Source organism: Bradyrhizobium sp. LLZ17 (assembly GCF_041200145.1).
Taxonomy (GTDB): Bacteria; Pseudomonadota; Alphaproteobacteria; order Rhizobiales; family Xanthobacteraceae; genus Bradyrhizobium.
Window position 1 is genome coordinate 7,093,283 of the sequence record NZ_CP165734.1, and the last position, 18,018, is coordinate 7,111,300.

Annotated in this window: 18 protein-coding genes, 1 tRNA gene and 1 pseudogene; 14 read left to right on the top strand and 6 right to left on the bottom strand. The window is 60.0% G+C overall.

Annotated elements, in window-relative coordinates; all coding sequences use genetic code 11:
* The first annotated feature begins 78 nt into the window (after window positions 1-78).
* The 9 genes and pseudogenes from AB8Z38_RS33965 (at window position 79) to citG (ending at window position 8,670) form a co-directional block, all read left to right on the top strand.
* Window positions 79-1,149 carry an SDR family NAD(P)-dependent oxidoreductase gene (locus AB8Z38_RS33965; protein ID WP_369721915.1) on the top strand — a complete coding sequence of 357 codons (1,071 nt, stop codon included), beginning with the start codon at window positions 79-81 and terminating at the stop codon, window positions 1,147-1,149.
* Between the two features lie 350 nt (window positions 1,150-1,499).
* Window positions 1,500-2,441: a CoA ester lyase gene (locus tag AB8Z38_RS33970; protein ID WP_369721916.1), complete on the top strand. Its 942-nt coding sequence runs from the start codon at window positions 1,500-1,502 to the stop codon at window positions 2,439-2,441.
* 76 nt (window positions 2,442-2,517) lie between these two features.
* The gene (locus AB8Z38_RS33975) at window positions 2,518-3,465 is read left to right on the top strand and encodes an AEC family transporter (RefSeq protein WP_369721917.1); all 948 of its coding nucleotides are present in this window, start codon (window positions 2,518-2,520) and stop codon (window positions 3,463-3,465) included.
* Window positions 3,466-3,532: 67 nt separating this feature from the next.
* Window positions 3,533-4,420 (top strand): annotated as a pseudogene (citC, locus tag AB8Z38_RS33980) ([citrate (pro-3S)-lyase] ligase); the annotation flags it as partial.
* 109 nt (window positions 4,421-4,529) lie between these two features.
* The gene (gene citD / locus AB8Z38_RS33985; protein ID WP_085351470.1) at window positions 4,530-4,826 is read left to right on the top strand and encodes a citrate lyase acyl carrier protein; all 297 of its coding nucleotides are present in this window, start codon (window positions 4,530-4,532) and stop codon (window positions 4,824-4,826) included.
* Window positions 4,823-5,689 (top strand): aldolase/citrate lyase family protein, encoded by an 867-nt coding sequence (locus tag AB8Z38_RS33990; protein ID WP_369721918.1) that lies wholly within the window; start codon window positions 4,823-4,825, stop codon window positions 5,687-5,689. The genes citD and AB8Z38_RS33990 overlap by 4 nt, the downstream gene beginning before the upstream one ends.
* A 14-nt stretch (window positions 5,690-5,703) precedes the next feature.
* Window positions 5,704-7,239, top strand: coding sequence for a citrate lyase subunit alpha (gene citF, locus AB8Z38_RS33995; RefSeq protein WP_369721919.1), 1,536 nt, complete (start codon window positions 5,704-5,706; stop codon window positions 7,237-7,239).
* 2 nt (window positions 7,240-7,241) lie between these two features.
* Window positions 7,242-7,793, top strand: a complete 552-nt coding sequence (gene citX, locus AB8Z38_RS34000; RefSeq protein ID WP_369721920.1) for a citrate lyase holo-[acyl-carrier protein] synthase — start codon at window positions 7,242-7,244, stop codon at window positions 7,791-7,793.
* Window positions 7,771-8,670, top strand: a complete 900-nt coding sequence (gene citG / locus AB8Z38_RS34005) for a triphosphoribosyl-dephospho-CoA synthase CitG (RefSeq protein WP_085351466.1) — start codon at window positions 7,771-7,773, stop codon at window positions 8,668-8,670. Before citX ends, citG begins: the two co-directional genes overlap by 23 nt.
* Window positions 8,671-8,810: 140 nt before the next feature.
* On the opposite strand, the gene AB8Z38_RS34010 is transcribed toward citG, so the two are convergent.
* The 3 genes from AB8Z38_RS34010 to AB8Z38_RS34020 all read right to left on the bottom strand — a co-directional run bounded on the left by AB8Z38_RS34010 (window position 8,811) and on the right by AB8Z38_RS34020 (window position 11,462).
* On the bottom strand, window positions 8,811-9,839 hold the full coding sequence (locus AB8Z38_RS34010) for an aldo/keto reductase (protein WP_369721921.1): 1,029 nt from the start codon (window positions 9,837-9,839) through the stop codon (window positions 8,811-8,813).
* The gene (locus AB8Z38_RS34015; protein WP_369721922.1) at window positions 9,820-10,848 is read right to left on the bottom strand and encodes an NAD(P)-dependent oxidoreductase; all 1,029 of its coding nucleotides are present in this window, start codon (window positions 10,846-10,848) and stop codon (window positions 9,820-9,822) included. Before AB8Z38_RS34015 ends, AB8Z38_RS34010 begins: the two co-directional genes overlap by 20 nt.
* Before the next feature lie 269 nt (window positions 10,849-11,117).
* Window positions 11,118-11,462, bottom strand: coding sequence for a hypothetical protein (locus AB8Z38_RS34020; protein ID WP_369721923.1), 345 nt, complete (start codon window positions 11,460-11,462; stop codon window positions 11,118-11,120).
* 518 nt (window positions 11,463-11,980) lie between these two features.
* On the opposite strand from AB8Z38_RS34020, the gene AB8Z38_RS34025 reads away from it, so the two are divergent.
* The 3 genes from AB8Z38_RS34025 to AB8Z38_RS34035 all read left to right on the top strand — a co-directional run bounded on the left by AB8Z38_RS34025 (window position 11,981) and on the right by AB8Z38_RS34035 (window position 13,103).
* Window positions 11,981-12,220, top strand: a complete 240-nt coding sequence (locus tag AB8Z38_RS34025) for a hypothetical protein (protein WP_369721924.1) — start codon at window positions 11,981-11,983, stop codon at window positions 12,218-12,220.
* 143 nt (window positions 12,221-12,363) lie between these two features.
* Window positions 12,364-12,708, top strand: a complete 345-nt coding sequence (locus tag AB8Z38_RS34030; RefSeq protein WP_369721925.1) for a hypothetical protein — start codon at window positions 12,364-12,366, stop codon at window positions 12,706-12,708.
* An 86-nt stretch (window positions 12,709-12,794) separates the two neighbouring features.
* The gene (locus AB8Z38_RS34035; RefSeq protein ID WP_148738312.1) at window positions 12,795-13,103 is read left to right on the top strand and encodes a DUF930 domain-containing protein; all 309 of its coding nucleotides are present in this window, start codon (window positions 12,795-12,797) and stop codon (window positions 13,101-13,103) included.
* An 864-nt stretch (window positions 13,104-13,967) separates the two neighbouring features.
* Here the strand turns inward: AB8Z38_RS34035 and AB8Z38_RS34040 are convergent.
* From AB8Z38_RS34040 to AB8Z38_RS34050, 3 genes are read right to left on the bottom strand one after another with little or no spacing between them, the layout of a single operon-like run.
* Entirely contained in the window at window positions 13,968-15,017 is a 1,050-nt protein-coding gene (locus AB8Z38_RS34040; protein ID WP_369721926.1) for a hypothetical protein, read from the bottom strand.
* Window positions 15,017-15,487 carry a DUF4411 family protein gene (locus AB8Z38_RS34045; RefSeq protein WP_369721927.1) on the bottom strand — a complete coding sequence of 157 codons (471 nt, stop codon included), beginning with the start codon at window positions 15,485-15,487 and terminating at the stop codon, window positions 15,017-15,019. The genes AB8Z38_RS34040 and AB8Z38_RS34045 overlap by 1 nt, the downstream gene beginning before the upstream one ends.
* A gap of 6 nt (window positions 15,488-15,493) precedes the next feature.
* Entirely contained in the window at window positions 15,494-16,666 is a 1,173-nt protein-coding gene (locus AB8Z38_RS34050; RefSeq protein WP_369721928.1) for an ImmA/IrrE family metallo-endopeptidase, read from the bottom strand.
* Window positions 16,667-17,011: 345 nt separating this feature from the next.
* Between AB8Z38_RS34050 and AB8Z38_RS34055 the strand changes: the two genes are divergently transcribed.
* Together AB8Z38_RS34055 and AB8Z38_RS34060 are read left to right on the top strand one after the other, a co-directional pair.
* Window positions 17,012-17,704: a multiprotein-bridging factor 1 family protein gene (locus AB8Z38_RS34055; RefSeq protein WP_369721929.1), complete on the top strand. Its 693-nt coding sequence runs from the start codon at window positions 17,012-17,014 to the stop codon at window positions 17,702-17,704.
* Between the two features lie 54 nt (window positions 17,705-17,758).
* Window positions 17,759-17,859 (top strand) — tRNA-Ser (locus AB8Z38_RS34060).
* Window positions 17,860-18,018: the final 159 nt, after the last annotated feature.

Consider the following 18,018-nt stretch of genomic DNA (forward strand, 5'->3'; position numbering starts at 1 on the left):
GCCCGCACGAACGCGCCACAAGGCGGTCGCCGGATCGGTAAACAACAGACATGACGGCTGAGCTAAAGGAGCTTTGCAATGAGCGAAAATCCTCGCGATGAATTCCAACCCAACGGCAATGGTGTGCGACGGCGCACGGTGCTGGTCGGCGCGGGGCTCGCAGCAACCGGGTTGGCGCTATCAGGCGGCGTTGCAGCAGCTGAGCCAGTAAAGCATGCATCGGTAGCCGAGCCGGTCAGCGGGCCCTATCCGAAACCTCCTGCCGGAAGAACCGCCGGGCCGATCCTGCCAGGGCGCGGCTCGGCGCTGGTCGGCAAGATCGCGGTGGTGACCGGTGCGGCCCGCGGAATTGGCCGTGCGATTGCCGTCGAATTCGCTGCCAACGGTGCTGATATCATTGCCCTCGACATTGCAGGACCGGTCAGCCCGACTGCCGATGCAATTCCGGCCACGGAGGCTGAACTCGCCGGGACAGTATCGGAGATCGAGAAATATGGCCGGCGCGCCACCGCAGTCAAAGCGGACATTCGTGACATGAAGGCTTTGCGAGCAGTTGCCGAGAAAGTGGAGCGTGAACACGGAAAGATCGACATCGTTGTCGCCAATGCCGCCATTCAGGGGTGGAAACCGCTGATGGAAATGGACGACATGGACTGGCGCGACCAGATCGAGAATAATCTCAATGGGACTGCGAATACCGTTCGCGCCTTTGGACCCAAGCTGGTCGCCCGCAATCAGGGTCGCATCATTCTGCTCTCTTCGATGCAAGGCAGAATGGGCACGATGGATGGGGCAAGCTATTCCGCGTCAAAATGGGGCATTTTGGGGCTGATGAAATCGGCGGCCCTGGAGCTCGGTCGGCACAACGTCACCGTCAATGCAATCTTGCCGGGACTGGTCGGCACGCCTTTGACCTACAATGAGCAGCGGTTCCGGGCGGCAATCGCACAGTCTAATCGCCAACCCCCGGCGCACCCGACCGCGCAGGAAACCTGGGACGCTCGTGCTCCGACTGTGCCGCTTCAGGTGGGATGGCTGCAGCCCGAAGACATCTCGCCGGTGGCGGTTTTCCTGGCATCCGACGCCGCTGCGCTGGTAACCGGCAGCGAATTTGCAGTCACCGGTGGAGACGCGGCCAAGGTCAGCTGATCGACACGCGCGAATACGCGTGCTGCTCGTGTGGTCGGGTGGCACGCGCCGAAGCGCTCCACAGTCTTCTGCACATCACCCGAATTTGTAACGCGGTCGCGGTGGCGCGAAACTACTGCCAACGTGCACGTGCGCATCGGCGCGTTTTCATTCGCCACCGAAAGCGGGGAAGCGCATCGAGCGCAGCAAATGCCGTTTCAACGCGTCCCAAGCTATGAAGGAAAGTTTAGTCACCTTAAGGTCTATTTAATGGTGCCGCCACGCGGTCTGCTTACCTCCGTTGCATCAATGATCGAGTGAAGTCTCCCCGCGGGAGAGTTGCTCATCCTGGCGACGAAAGGCGGACGATAATGGCGAACATCGATGAAGTGAATTCCGGCTCCCGCATCGAAATACAGTCGGGGAATGGCGCCCGCCGGCCGACTGTTTCGCTCCGCAGCCGCCTTCGTGCATGCCGAAGTTTCCTGCTCACGCCAGGCTCCAGGCCCGAGCGTTTTGCCAGCACCCCGGCGTTCGGCGGCGATGCTATCATCGTCGATCTCGAGTCGACCGTCGCTCCTGACGACAAGCGCCACGCGCGAGACGCGGCGCTGGCCTTCTTTCGTGAACCGCCTGCAGCCGATTTCATGCGCATCCTTCGCGTCAACAGTCCGCGCTCTGCGAGCGGGCTGCGTGACCTGCTGGCCCTGCTCGAAGCCGGCAGCCAGCCCGATGCAGTCATACTTCCCAAGTGTCAATCGGCGGACGAAATCCGTGTCGTGGTCGATATCCTGGATGGCTCCAGGATCGGCATCATCCCCATGGTCGAACTCGCCCGGGCGGTGTTCGTTGCCGAGCTTATGGCCGATGCCCATGAGCGTGTTTGCGGCCTGTTCCTGGGTGGCGGCGATCTCGCTGCCGACCTCGGCGTGGAAGGCACATGGGAAAACCTGCTGTATGCGCGATCCAAGTTCGTGGCGGCGGCGGCCAGCACCGGTCTTGCTGCTATCGACGTGCCCTACTTCAAAGCGGACGAGGCCGGGCTCAGACAGGAAGCGATGGCGAGCCGCAAACTCGGCATGACAGGAAAGGCAGCACTTCACGCCGAGCAACTCGCCGTCATTAACACCGTCTTCACGCCCTCGCCGGACGCCGTGAGCCACGCACGTTCTGTCGTCGCTGCCTGCAACACCGCCGGCCGTAGCGCGCCGGTTCTAGCCGGCCAGGTCTTGGAGCCGGCAATGTTACGCGAAGCCGAGCGCGTCCTGGCGATCGCGAGGAAGTCGCATGGCGTCTTGCAGAAACCTCACTGAGATAGTTCGCGAGATCACGCCGAGAATACGCCGCGCAAGACGAATTCGATTTCAATCCGACTGGCGACATGAACCCATGCTCAACACCATCGCAACGACTCTCGTGCCGGTCGCGTTCGTCATTTATCTCGGCTATCGCGCCGGAAGCCATGACGCCTTTGCGCGGACGGACCGAGCCCTGCTGACCCGGCTGGTTCTCACTTGGCTTTTGCCCCCATTGCTGCTTGCCGGAATTCTGCAGGCGCCGCGCACGGATCTGACCAACTACAGAATACCGCTGCTCTTCGTGGTGGGGCTTATGGTCCCATATCTCACGGTGCTACTCGGCTGCCGTTTCGTGCTGCGCTACGACCTGCGAACCTCCACGCTGAGGGCGAGCCTGCTCGCCTTCCCAGACATGGTGTTCATGGGAATTCCGATCCTCGGACAGTTGTTTGGACCCTCGAGCCTGTATCCTATTCTCATTGCCAATCTTGTCCCGTCCCTCCTCATTCTTCCCCTTACGACTGTGTTGCTCGAGGTTGGCTCGGAAAGGCAACAACGCGCCGGACCGCGAGCGTTCTTCAAAACGGTCGCCAAGGCATTACGCGAACCACGGGTCTGGGTGCCATTCATCGGCATTGTCCTCGTGCTTCTCGATCTGCGTATACCCGAATTCGTCATCAGCTCGCTGAATCTCGTCGGCAGCGCGACCACCGGGATTTCCCTGTTCGTCGCCGGTCTCATCATTGCCGAGGAAAGGGTTGAGCTGACGAGGGCGGTGGCCGTCGACGTTCTTATCAAGAATCTGGTGCATCCCGCCGCGATGCTGGCCGCCGTATTGGCCTTCGGAGTGAATGGCGTGCTCGCGCGGGAGGCTATCCTCCTGGCGGCGCTTCCTTCCGCCGTTATCACGACCATGTTTGCGGAAGAGCACGGTATTCTAGAGTCCGAGTCCTCCACCACAATCCTCGCGACGCGAGTGCTCGCCTTCGCCACTATCCCGATCATGATTGCGGCAACGCATCATTTGGCGGACGTGTGAAAACAGGTGCGTCATGATTGTAGTTGATGAGTTCGCCACGATCCGTCCGGATGACGCTTCCGACGAAATGGTCAAAGTCAGAAGCTTACTGGCTGCCAATCATCTCGGGCTGGATAGTCAGGTCGAGGCATTCGTTGTGTGCCGCCGTGACGGAAGGATCGTCGCGTGCGCCGGCCTAGATCACAACGTCATCAAGTGCGTCGCCGTGGCAGATGAGTTTCGCGGTGAGTCGCTCAGCCTGCGCCTCGGCAGCGAGGCGGTCAAACTGGCGGCCGAGTGCGGCCAGTTTCATCTGTTCTTGTACTCGCCCCCGCATAACCTGCCGTTTTTTCGCGGTTGGGGTTTCTATCCGTTGGTTGAGGTTCCCCAACTCGTGGTTCTGATGGAGAACAGCCCGATCGCGATCCAGGCCTACTGCGACAGGCTGCGTCAACAGCGGCGGCCGGGACGCAAGATCGGCGGCATTGTCCTGAATGCGAATCCTTTTACGCTCGGCCACCAATACTTGGTGGAGCGGGCCGCTCGCGTTTGCGATTGGCTCCATGTATTCGTGGTCAGGGAAGACGCGTCGTTGTTCTCGTACGCCGATCGCTTTCGGCTCGTGGAGGCAGGCGTAAAGCATCTCGAAAGAGTCAGCCTGCATCCAGGCTCCGAGTACATCATTTCGCGCGCGACATTTCCTGGCTATTTTCTGAAAGACCGGGCGCTTGTCGATCATAGCTGGGCCGCAATCGATCTGCTGCTGTTTCGCGAATACATCGCGCCGGCGCTGGGCATCAGCCATCGCTACGTGGGTACAGAGCCGCTCGACACCGTTACCGAGACATACAACGCCGACATGAAGCATTGGCTGCAGTATGCAGCCTCCTCGGCCGCTTCAGTCACGGTGATCGAAATACCCCGGGCCTCCGTCCGCGATGTCCCCATTTCCGCATCCCAGGTCAGGCGATTGTTGGCGCGGGGGAGTTCCCCGCCATGCAGGACCTGGTCCCCGCACCGACTTTGCAATTTCTTGAGCGGACATTTTCCGCATCCCGCAACGTCACTAAGGAGACCGAAAGACAATGAAAATCGTCAAGGAAGCTATTTCCGGCACTCTGGAATCCGGCGACGTGCTGGTCAGGGTTGCTCCAAGCGAAAACGGCACGCGCGATATCGTGCTCAGGAGCGAGGTAATCAAGCAATTCGGCAAGCAGATCAGGCTTGTCGTCGCCGACACGCTTGACAAACTTTCCGTCAGCGCTGGCTCTATCGTCATCGAGGACAAGGGCGCACTTGACTGCGTGATCCGGGCGCGTGTCCAGGCGGCGGCGTTGCGCGGCTGCAGCGTGGAAGAGCTGGACTGGCGGAGGCTCGCATGAAGCTGCGCCGCAGTATGCTCTTCGTCCCCGGTGACAACGCCGCAATGCTGAGCACATCCTTTGTCTACAGGCCGGATTCGATCATGTTCGACTTGGAGGACGCCGTGTCGCCACGCGAGAAGGACTCGGCGCGGCTTTTGGTGTTTCAGGCGCTGCAGCATCCAGCTTATCGCGACATCGAGACTGTCGTGCGGGTCAATTCGCTCGAGACCGGGTTCGGACTGAAGGATCTGGAGGTCGCCGTTAGGGGCGGGGCCGACGTGGTGCGTCTCCCCAAGACGGAGAATGCTCAGGCGATTGGTGAACTCGAAGCGCACGTGGTGCGGATTGAGCAGGCGTGCGGCCGCGCGGTCGGCGATACCAAGATCATGGCCGCAATCGAGTCGGCGAGCGGTGTAGTCAATGCTGTGTCGATCGCGACGGCATCGCCTCGCATGATCGCAATCGCACTGGCGGGCTTCGATTACCTCGTCGACATGCACACCAAGCGCAGCAACGGGTGGCAGCCTGAGTTGTTCTACGCCCGAGCCGCGGTGCTCCATGCCGCCCGCGCTGCGCGGATCGATGCCTTCGATGTGGTCTACGGCAACGTCAGCGATGACGATGGCTTCCTCCGCGAGGTCAGGATCGCGAAGCGGCTCGGGTTCAACGGCAAGTCGCTGATCCACCCTAAGCAGGTCGACCTTCTGCACAAGGCCTATGCGCCGACTACAGACGAAGTGAGCCGTGCGAAACGCGTCATCGCGGCGGCGGACGAGGCCCGCCGAAAAGGGCTTGGGGTCGTTTCGCTGGACGGCAAGATGATCGATCCGCCCGTCATCGAAGAGGCCGAGATGACCTTGCAGCTTGCCGATGCATCCTGAAGGAAACCACGATCATGAAAGACGATGCTATGACGACCGCCATCGCGTGCCTGGCAGCGCAGGAGTCCGCGTTACCCAAGCTGCAGCCGTTCACGAGCGCGAACGCCCAGACGCCGTTTCTCGCAACCACGGATACCAAGTGGCACCGAAAGATCTGCGGATCGCTCGAGGAGGCTATCCAGCGGTCAGGACTGAAGGATGGGATGACCATTTCGTTTCACCATGCGTTCCGCGAAGGCGACAAGGTGGTCAACACGGTTATCGATACGCTCGCCCGGCTCGGCTTCAAGAACCTGACGCTCGCCTCGAGTTCGCTTCTGAACTGCCACGATCCGCTGGTGGAGCACATCAAGACCGGAGTCATCACGCAGATCTATACCTCCGGCATGCGCGGCAAACTGGCCGAGGCCGTCTCGAACGGGTTGATGAGGAATCCAGTTCAGATCCATTCGCATGGTGGCAGGGTTCACCTCCTGCAAACCGGGGAGCTGAAGATTGACGTCGCATTCCTCGGCGTCGCCTGCTGTGACGAGTTCGGCAACGCCAATGGATCGCATGGCAAGTTGAGTTGCGGCGCGCTCGGCTATGCCAAGGTCGACGCCGACTACGCGCGGCAGGTCGTGCTGCTGACCGAAGAGCTGGTCGGTTTTCCGAACCGTCCCGTCAGCATCTCGCAGGATCGCGTCGACCTGATCGTCAAGCTCGACCATGTCGGTGACCCCTCGCTGATCAGCGTCGGTGCTGCCCGCGTCACAAACAATCCGCGGGAGCTGCTGATCGCGCGTCGGGCAACGGATGTCATCGAGCATTCCGGGTATTTCATTGACGGTTTTTCGCTGCAGACCGGCTCCGGGGCGGCATCGACGGCCGCCACCCGCTTTCTCGAGGAGCGTATGAATTGCAAAGCCATCAAGGCGAGCTTCGCGCTCGGCGGCATCACGGGAGGCATCGCCGATCTTCATAAGAAGGGCCTGATCAAGGCTGTCGTCGACGTGCAGTCGTTCGACAAAGATGCGGCGGAATCGCTTCGTACCTCCAGCGCGCATCTTGAGATCTCGGCCAATGAATACGCCAATCCGACCTCCAAGGGGGCCTATGTGGATCGCGTCAATGTGGTGATCCTGAGCGCGTTGGAGATCGATGTCGACTTCAATGTCAACGTGATCACCGGCTCCGATGGCGTCATGCGCGGCGCTTCCGGCGGCCATTGCGACGTCGCTGCTGCCGCGGATTTGACCATCGTGGTGGCCCCCCTGGTGCGTAGCCGCATTCCAACGGTGGTCCGCCGTGTGACGACACGGCTCACACCCGGCGAGTCGATCGATGTCTTGGTCACGGATCATGGGATTGCGGTGAACCCGACGCGTCCGGAAGTCGAGAAGCGGCTACGGGATGCTCGCCTGCCGATCATGACGATCGATGAGTTGCGCGAGAAGGCTGTCGCACTGACCGGCGAGCCGGAGCCGCTTGAATTCACTGAGCGCATTGTCGGCATCGTCCGTTACCGGGACGGCAGCGTGATCGATGTGGTTCGGCAGGTGAAAGGCTGACCATGCGCGCGCAGGTCCGGACGGTCAACGCGGCCGAGGTTGGTCTCGAGGAGATGCTGGCGGCCAGAGAGCAGCGGGCAACTCGCCAGGCCGCCGCCCTGGCGCGGTTTGGCAAGCCACTGGTATCCATGACCATGGTGATGCCAGGGCCGGTCAAGGACGGCCCCTTGCCGCGGCGAGTGCTCGACCTCGCCGTTCAGGAGATGGAGGCGGCGTGTCGCGCGAGGGGCTGGCGCATCTTGTCCCGAAAGGCCTTGTGGCGAAAGACCGGCCCCGAGGCGCTCTCCGTCATCGATGCGGACGCGCTGTCCCTAAAATTGGCGATGATCGAGCTGGAAGACCATCACCCGCTGGGCCGGCTCTGGGATCTCGACGTGATCGCGCCCGGACAAGCGCAGCTGTCGCGTCAAAGTTTGGGGGAGTCGCCGCGCCGGTGCCTGGCATGCGGCCGGCCGGCCCGCGTGTGCGGCCGCTCGCGCCGGCATCCGCTCGGGCAGCTCCTAACCACGATAGGTAGGATCGTTCATGAATATGATCTCCGCGCAGTCACTTAGTGCACCCTCCTATTCGGGCCGGCGCGGACGTGAGGCGTGCATCGGCGATGCCATTGCCGAATATGCCGATCAGGCGCTGCTCACGGAGCTTATGCTCACGCCAAAGCCCGGTTTGGTTGATCGCCGCAATTCCGGTGCTCACCGTGACATGAATATCGACACATTCCTGGCCAGCGCACGGGCCATTGCTCCCTGGTGGTCGCGGTTCGTGGCGATAGGTTATTCGAGCGCGCATGTCAGCGCGGGCGCCGCGTTGCCTCTGGTGCGTCCCACGGGCGTGCTGTGCGAGCAAGCGATGTTTCGGGCAACGAGCGGAGTCAACACGCATAAGGGGGCGATCTTTTCGCTCGGCCTGCTCTGCTTTTCGGCCGGCCGTCTCCAAGCCCGCGGTACAGAAGTGACCAGAGAGCGCTTGTGCGGCGAGGTTGCGTATATCTGCGTCGGTTTGGTCGATCGAGAGCTCAACCGCACCGCTCCGACGCTGACGGCAGGCGAGCGTGTCTTCCGACGTTTTGGATTCGCAGGCGCCAGGGGTGAAGCGGCCTCCGGCTTTGACACGGTGCGCACGGCCGCACTGCCGGTCTATGACCGCGTGCGGGAGGACGGTGTCGACGAAGGCACCGCGCTTTTGCATGTGCTGCTGCATCTGCTCGCGGTCAACAATGACACCAATCTTATATCACGCGGAGGTCTCGCCGGCCTTGACTATGTCCAGGCTTACGCCAGACGGCTTCTGCGAGACGAAGGCGTTCTAGCGCCCGGCGGGGTGGAGAAGATGGCGCTATTTGATGATGCACTGATCGCGCGTCACCTCAGCCCGGGCGGGACCGCAGATCTGCTGGCTCTGACCTGGTTCCTGGCTCAATTCCCGAAATGAAGTAAATTATTGCGCGAGGCGCCAGCGCTCTCGCTCTCCACGGCCGCTCTCGACTGCGTGGGCCATATGAACGAGGCGGTTCCGTTGACGTGCAGCTAGGCGAGGGGCGTTGGATCGAGCGCGACGTCCCCCTTTGTCGGTTAGGCCGCCCTATTGCGGGCCGGCGGTGACATGAATTCGGGCCCGACTGGATCGCGGATGGTGGCTTCGAGGATGCGATTGATCTCCGCTTTCGCCGCGGCATCGATACGCCATCCGCTTATCTGGTTAACCGGTTGCAACTGGTCTGGATGGCGGGCGCCCCATAGTGAGCTCGTAATTCCCTCGTCAAGCATCCAGCGGATCGCCAGGTGGATGACACGCTTGCCGAACCGTTTTTGAGCGAGGTCGTCAAATTGTCCGACGGCGGCAAGATATTGTGCAAAACGAGGCTGCACGAATTTTGGATCGCTGCCGCGAAGGTCATCGCCTGTAAACGCTACTTCAGCGCGCATGCGGCCGGACAGGAGGCCACGGCACAGCGCGCCATAACCGAAGGTCGCAATGTTGTTTTCGCGACAGTAGGGCAAGATTTCTGCCTCGATGCCGCGCTCGAAGAGATTGTAGGGTGGCTGCACGACATGCAGTGGCGCAACCCGACGGAAGCGCTCCATCTGCATCACCGAAAAATTGCTGACGCCGATTGCGCGGATCTTGCCCTGCCGCAGCAAACTGTCCATCGCCTCGGCAGTCTCTTCGATCTCCACAAGGGGATCCGGCCAGTGCACCTGGTAGACGTCGATATAATCGGTCCGAAGCCGTCGCAAGGAGTCGGCGACCTCCTTCAGGATGCGTGCTCGGGAGGCGTTGCGGAACACGCGACCCTGGCTCCACTCAAGACCGACCTTGGTTGCAATGACCACGCGCGTGCGCAGATTGCCTTCTGCGAGCGCCTGGCCGACGAGCTCCTCGGAGTGCCCAAATCCGTAGGCGGGAGCGGTGTCGATCAGGTTGATGCCGCGTTTGATGGCGGTCCGGATCGTTGCGATCGATTCGGTCTCGTCGGTCCCGCCCCACATCCAACCGCCGATCGCCCAGGTGCCAAGTGCTACGCGCGACACGTTGATGTTGGTGCCGGGAATGTTGATGTGTTCCATTTGCAGCTCACTCCTATAGGGTCGATCGAGCATGAAGCGGCTCCTGTTGTGTTGGGCTTTCGAGCTTTGCGGTTGGAAGAGATTTCCCGGGTGCGCCGCTCAGTCCGGCCTCCTCGGCGGCCAGCAGGCCAAGCGCAGACCAATCCAGCTCAGAATATCCGCGCGCTATCCCGGTGATGAAGCGATCGCGAACGACGTTGAGAGTTGGCATTGGCACGCCTGCCTGCTCCGCCTCCTGGAGCACCAGCCGCATGTCCTTGAGCGCGAGTGGGAAGACGAGGCCGCCGGTGCGGTATTGTTGTCCTGCGATCTTGCTGCCATAAATTTGATGGAAACGGCTTCCGAACATTGTGCCGGTCATAATGGCCAGCAGTTCCTCGGCATCGAGCCCGCGTTTGCGGACGAGCGCACAGATCTCCCCTAGGATTTCCAGATTGGCCGCGATCATGGCGTTGCCGGCCAGTTTGATCAAGTTGGCCGTCGCCGGAGTGCTGCCTACCGCAAACGTATGCTGGCCGAGCAGATCGAAGATCGGCTGGCAGCGCGCGAGTTCCGGCGGCGCGCCGGCGGCAATGACAAACAGCTGGCGGGCCTTCGCGGCATCAGGGTTTCCAAACACCGGGGCTGCAACATAGCTCTGGCCGTTTCGTGCGTGTTCGCTGGCCAGTTGGGACGCCGTTGTGGGGCTGATCGTGCTCATCGAGAGATGGATTGCGCGCGGCATCAAGCCCATGAGCAGGCCGGCGATGCCGAGGTCCTTCCGACCGAACGCGATCTGTTGAACGGCTGCATCGTCAGGCAGCATGCTGATCACCAGCTCGCACTCCAACAGGTCGCTAAAGGTTATCGTCGGCTCAAGACCGAGCGCGGCCAGGACTCGTTTTTGCTCTGGGCGCCGGACATAGGCGACCACTTCTTGACCGGCAGCGGCGAGATTTGCCGCCATCGCAGTCCCCATTCGTCCGAGACCGATAAAACCGATCCGGCCTGCGTGCGGCGCGTGTTGCCGGCCGGTCCCCGAATTCGCCTCTGCGTTGGTCATTGCCGCTCTTTCCTAATGTTTGTTCGTGGACCGGATCGCCACGCCGTCGAGCACATTCAGGGCCGACGTCCCGAACACCGAGTTGGTGGCGCCGGAGGCAAATCTGATGAAAAAGAGTTCAGGTGGCGGGAGGCCGTTTGATCCTGCCGAGGCCAAGGGCGGCTCCTTGTTCCTTGCTCTGCAGCGAGGAGCCTGCCACCGAGCGAGGCGGCAAGGGATCGGCACGGCAGCGGAAACTCTCTACCCGATACAGGGGCTCGTTCTCGCCGTCAGCCGCAGTAGGATGGCCAGAGATTGCGCGGACGACCATAGTAGAGATCGTAGCAGTCAAGGCCGTTGTCGAAGTTAGCACCGTATCTCGGCCAGTGCATGGAATCGTGGTGTAAACTCGAACCATAGGCGCCCACATGATTACCCGGGCCGATGCGGCCGCCGCCGAAACCACCCATGTGGGTGCCACCGATTGCACCCACATGGACGCCTCCACCGAAACCGCCCATATGACTACCTCCAAAGCCGCCCATGTGGCCGCCACCACCACGTGCCTCTGCTGTCGCCGTAAGCAGGCTTGCCGCAAGTGCCGCCGCAGCCAGCATTGTCAATAGTCGTTTCATCACGTCGTTTCCTTAGTTGGGCAAAGCACCAGATTTTTGGCGTTTCGAGATCAGATCGAATGTTCTCTCTCCGAAATCACCGGCGGTATTGGCTCTCTGTCAGCAAGTGCGAACCCCGGCAGGCCGTTCAAAGGAACATCTTCTCACGCCGCTTCAAAACGACGAGATGATCTCGATAGAACGAGGGATCACCGCACTTGTTAGCTTTCGGCTTTCTTAGCGCCGCACGCCTGCATGAGCGTCTGCCGATTTTCCCGTGGCGCACCCGACGCGATGTCGATCGGCCGACGCACAGCCGGTCTACGCAAGCAACCGGCTGACGAATCAGCGGCGCGCGTGGCCCAACGGTCGACAAGCCGTTTTGTCCCTCTGCCGATTGGGTGGATAGTCGTCGCGAGCGGCTCACAACGCGTTGAATGGTCGCGAGCAAGTGTGCGTTTAGAAGCTAGGTATCTGCTCGCATCTCGTCTGAAGCGGCTCAAACGTCTTGGGCCGCTTGCATCCAGAGGAGAAGTTCGATGACCAAAATCAAGCTAATGGCGGGTGCATTGATCGCTACCGCGATGCTCGCAACCCCCGGCGCGGCTCGCGAGAGCGACATTGCTCAGCGGCACGTCACGCGTGAAGCCAATCCAAGCGCTTTCAATGCCTTCCCATGTATCGACAGCCGGGCCGGCATTCCAACGCACCACGTCGACGCACCTGAGAAAGCCCCCGGGGGCGTTTGCGACTTCGGCGATAACCCGATGATATGCTGATGATGATATGCTGATATTGGCGTACTGCGGCATGGGGACGTCGGTTAGGAGGTCACCGTTACAACCGGACGCTCGTCGGACGAGTTGGTGAGAGGCGCCATCCAGCCAAACACGCATCGGATGCGTGCGCCGAGGAAGTGATCATGACAATGTTGGCCAATGATGCAGCGGTCGAGAGTGTCGCTCCTGGTCATCGGGGCTGCGCACCGATCTCCGCCAGCACGCAATCGGCATTTCATCAAGTGCAATCAGCCAAAGGTGACGAGGCTCGTCAAGCTCAGCTGAATTTTCTGATTGCCGTGGCAAGCGAAGCTCTCGCCAAAGCAATCGGTTTATCGGCAACGAAGGACGTCGACGGTCCCTCTCGAAAAGGGCAGTTGCTGCAGCATAGCGAAACCCTACCAGATCGCAGGAACGTATCAGCTATCGCCGCAAGATGGGCACATTTCTCCGTTTTCCAGTTCCTTATCTGGAGCCAGTCACTGTGAAATCATTCCTTCTTTTGTCTGTCGCCCTCGCCGCGACGGCCTTGGTCTCGTCACCAGCGGTTGCGCGAACCATTTCCGATGAGCAAATGATGAAGCTGGATCTCGGGGCCCGCGTCGAACAACGCTGCAACAGGCGCGCAATGGGTCTTGTTGGACGCGAGCACCGCGGCTTCCACCCGGACGAACTCGTAGCCTACGCTTACGGCGATCCTCGAAGCTCAGGCGCCGTCGTTGATGCGTCAGGAGCGGCTGTCCGGAGCGGCAACGCCTGGTATCACCTCGCCTATTCGTGCCAGACTTCAGCCGATGGCCTCAAGATCGAACGGTTCAAATACTCGCTCGGCGGTGCCATCCCCAAAGGCGATTGGGCCGAACACTACCTCGTTGCGCCTTGAGCCTACGTTGTGAAACGCCGGCTGACGCGTTTCTCTTGGTTAAGGCCGGTCCTGTTCGGGCTGGCAGCGGCGTCGTGGCGCTGTTTGCGATTGATCTCGTGCTGCCGCTTACCATGCGCAAGCATAGCCCTAGTCCGACGCATTCTGCCTACAGAACGTTCTGGGATGCCGCAGAGCGTCGGTCGTGGCTCGACGGCCGCTCGTGGGCAAGCAGGGTCGACATGAGCACATTCGAGTGGTACAAACACCAAATCTTCCGTTGAGTTAAAACGTTGATTTTGTTGAAGTTTGGTGGATTGATGTCCAGTCAGCGCGTAGGTACATCCGCCAATAAGACCGAGCCCGATCAGGGTCAGGACGATCGAGGACGTCCACTCCCCAGGTGGACGACGTGATGTTTTTCGTGGCGCCACCGGCGCTCCCTGGAGAGCTCCATCTTTCGCTTTGTTAGGAGAAGTTTCCGCAGCGCGATCAGCCTCTGTGGCTGGCGAAGTGCCGCCGTTCGTAGACGATGGATCCGCGTCCGTCATGGTTACCTGCCCAACCCACGATGCTTTCGTCTAGGCTTGCTCCGCAACTATAAACGGTTCACGCGCGGGAGTAACCTGCGCAAGTCTACTATTGCGCCGCCTGGGCGATGACAGCCGAGTTGCTAGTGGCGTGATCCTCAAGGACGGCCACGATCCTAGCAAGGGTAGGGCCCGAAGTTTGTGAAGTCGATGCTCGCCTCGTTGAGTTGGATCACTTCTTCGGCGAACAAGACCCTTCCATACTCACCCGCAGCCCCGTGCTCCTTGTCAGGATTGAATAGTCTTCGCCAACAGGGTCGGATCCAAAAATTGTTCGATGTAAGATCGCGCAGATTTAAGCGACGTTTATAAACTCATGCCTATCGTAGTCCCACTGGTCGAAGTTCACGCCACCGAAGGTCAGACTGTTGGACGCTCTCTTCTCGATCAGGTTGGCGCTCGATTGCATCCGGTTCATCAACAGCGTGCGAATAATCGGCTTTTGTGTCTCCCACCAGTCGTTACTCACACACGTATTTTCGAGATATTCGAAGGCGGTCTGAATGGCTAATGCGCTGTACAGCGAAGAGCCTTGGGCAAGAAGCGAGTCGGCAAATTGCTTGCCGATCTTGGAGTGCTCCTTGGGCCAGAGGAATATAACGGTGGCGTGATCCGCCGCCGCGAGAATGTTGAAACAAACGATCTGAGCGATGGTTTCAAGATCATTGAGCACCTGAAGCGGCTTTCCTTCGTAGTCAAACTGGGCAAGGAAGCCTCCGACGGTCATGATCGAGGGAAGCTTCTTGAAGTGAACTACGAGGGCGCTCACCTGGTCGTGCTTTTCTGCAAACAGGTTCGTAGCGCAGGTCTCAAAGGCCGTTCCTGCATCGCGGACCCCTGCCAAAGTACCGACTGCATGCGCCATTAGGAAATCGATTGCTTCTTTGTTCTTTCGCTTGGTTTTTTGCTGTTGTTCGATCTGGTGCAGTATCGAATGATACGCCGTCGCCTTTCGATATAATTCAGATGCAAGCGTCCGATATTGAAGCAGCGTAAGCTGGTGACCGTCGAACACAAGGTTATCGTCTTCAATGTGAGAAAAGATCTTGTTGTCGTGGGTGGCACAGAAGCAATTCAGGATTGAAAAATTTCTGATGCCGTATTTCTTTGCCGTGAGCTGCCCATCGGTGCGGGCAAAATCGGCTGGAGTGCCGGCGACAGCATACACGTGGCCGTCTGGTGCCATCTTGGCAAGTTGGCTGCGCGGAATGGTATGGGCGGCGACGATTTTTCCCTGGCAGGGCTCGGGCGAGTGCGGCTTTGCCAGACATGTCTTCGTCTCGAAGATGCCTTTCATCACCTCCGCCGTGGTCCAGTAATCCGGAGGTATTTGTCGTTCGGCCATCAGCCCAATACCCAGTCCTCTGCGTCGATCAACTGCATCAGGTTGATGCAGTCGACCTTCATGGCGTTACAGACGCCGGGAATCTTGCCGAGGCTGCCGATGCCGGTCTCCTCGGTAATGATCGTGTAGCCTTGCACCTTGGCAAGCGCGATGACGAACGGGTCGGCTTGAAATTTCTCTTTGCCCGCCGACACTAGGCCTGTGTAGGTGTTGACGATATGGTCGACCTGCTGCTGCACCACTTCGTCAGGCGTGATGAACATGGTCTCACGCGGCTTTAGCCAACCGTGAAGCTCCTCAGACCGTTGTTTGTTGCATTCCCGAAGGACCAGCGTCGAGGAAACCAGCCGGCCGTCGGTGACGAGCTGGTCCAGTTGCTCCCATAGCTTCGGAAAACGGTTCGGCTTGTAGCGTTCGTACCAGGCGGCAATCAGCGCGCTCGTATCGATGCAATAGGTCTTTTTGGCCATGCCGGCTTAGCCCGCCATGCCAAAGGCCGCTTTTTCCATCACAGGAACGGTCGTAACCTTCATATTCAAAAGACCTGCGACGTCGCGCAGCGTGAAATATCGATCGTGATACCCCTGGAAAATCAGCCGGGTAAAGGTGCGGCCGAGCTGGCTCAGCACCACATAGTGGTACTTCGGGCCGCCCTCGGACGCCTCCTTCTGCTCATCGAGCTGGGCGTAAATCTTCTGAAATTCGACCCGCTTGCTGTCGTAGAAGGCCTGCGTCGTGCGACCAAGCGTCAGCAGACGGCGCAGGACCGCTTCTTGGCTGACGCCAAAACGCAGAGCTAGCGCTTCCAGCTCGTCGTCGCGCCAGCTCTTCTGGCTGCCCTTCTGCGTCACCAGCTTTTCGCTCAGCAGCCATTCGCGTGGCATCAGCGTCGCCGCCGCGACGGCATTACAGAACTTCTCGACCTCGGGGTTCGGGGCATCGTTGCGGTCACCGCCCATGTTGCTGACGCCGCTCTGGCGTAGAGCCAGGTGACAGAACTCATGCAGTAGTGTGAAGACGCGGCCGTTGCCGCGATCTTTCCCGTTGATGAGGATCACCGGCATCGTTTGCTCGGCCAGCGCGGTGCCGCGCATCTCGCGAATTTTCAGGCGGGGCACGATAAAGACCAAAACGTCCTTGGCCTCGATCGCCAGACGCCAGCCGTCGAAGGCTTTGCGGCCGAAGCGCTGTTGCTGGGCCTCGGTCACACCCAGGTACTCACGAATTTCCTGGCTGAGCTTTTCGATGTCGGATTTAAGCGTGGCCGTCAGGTAGAAGGTCTGGACCTTATCGCCCAATTGGTCTCGAACGGTCAGCGCGATCTCGCGCCGCTCCCTGGCGAGCCGGATGGCGTAGGTCAGCGAAGGAGAGAAGCCTTCCTCGACCCCGGGAAGGCGGCGGAAGTCCTGGATCGGCTGCCAACCTTTGGGGGGCGTCTTGAGGTAGAAGAGACTGACCGGCCGCTTGTAGAGGTCGGCAATATCCAACAACTTGGCGAAGGTCGGCGTCTCGTCGCCCTTTTCGAGCGCGCCGAGGCGATCTTCGTCGATGTGAAGACGGCGCGCGGCCTCGTCCGGGCTGAACCCGGCCTGCTCCCGCGCCCATGCAAGCAGGGCCGGATTGATCAGGGCCTTTACACTCTTCGCCATCTTCCGTTTCCTCGGCGGGTTTCTAACCTGACCGTCAAGGGCGTTACACAACTTTCAGCAGCACCGGTCTAAAGAACCGTTTAGGGCGTGAGCAAGAAAGCACAGGGCCCCGATGTTTATCGAGACCCTGCGCCGATCGAGCATTCCCAATCCCATGTCGAAGATAAGCCTTCTGCGGGCCAGGTCAATGGAATGGCGTTTTCAGCGTCAGAAATAATTCAATATATTCAATAGCTTGATCTTCGTACGGCTGTCGCCGGCTGGTCCGATGTCGGTATGCTGTCGGCATTCTGACGTGTTTGGCTTGCAGAGGCGGGCCTATGCTTCGGGTCATAGGAGGACGACATGAATACCACACTGCTTGACCCCAAGGTTCTCGGTTTCTGGGCCCGCTGCGTCCGCGAAACACAGCATCTGTCCCAGGAAGCCCTGGCTGCGAATGCGTCCGTCAACATCAGGACGGTCCAGCGTTTCGAGGTCGGCCAGCCCATCAACGTGACCTCGCGGCGTGCTCTGGCGAAAGCGCTGGGATATGACAAGCCGGATATCTTCGATGATCCCAAGTTCATCGAAAGTGTACTCGGTTTCTTCGATGGTCTGAAAACCATGCAGCAGAAGAACCTAGACGACGAGCATCCCGACCATGTGCGGATCGGGGCTCAGCCGGTGGCTTCAGGCCAGGAAGCTGCCAAGTTTGCCGACGTAATCAATGCGGTGTCGTTCTCAATCGACGAGGGCTTGCACGACAACACGAAGGCGCTGGCCGCCAGCTTCTGTGACTACGTGCAGGACTTGATGGACCTGGACGACGTGCCGATGTCCAGCCGCCTCGGGTTCGCCAAGGAGCTGGATGGCATCTTGCAGGACCTGCGAGAAAATGGCGCCAGCGTCTATTCAGCGACGCGTGACCGCAAGTTCCGCAATGACAGCTGGGGTGATGCGCCGGCTCTCGAGATGACGGTAGGCTATCTGGTTATCGTTCCCGCCGACCGGCAGCTCACCCAGCTCTACATCCCGCGCCGGGCGAGGCTCGGCTGACGGGGCAGTGCAAACGAAGCAATATGATCGTGCGACGAATGCCCATTTTCGGCCGGATAAGCCCAGTGGTGCGACCAGTAAGTCATTGATTGTTCTTGACCCGTCGCTGACTCTTAATCAGCGGGTCCCAGGTTCGAGCCCTGGTGCGCCCACCATATCAATCACTTATCCAGAAAAACCGTTTGAGCGCCCGATTTTCAAACGGTGATTTTGCTCAGGTGGTGCCTCGCTGCAAAGTTGCTGTCAAAGATGGCTCGCGCGTTTTGAAACCGGCGAATACGATTTCTCCAATGATGGATTGGAGCGAGAGTTCA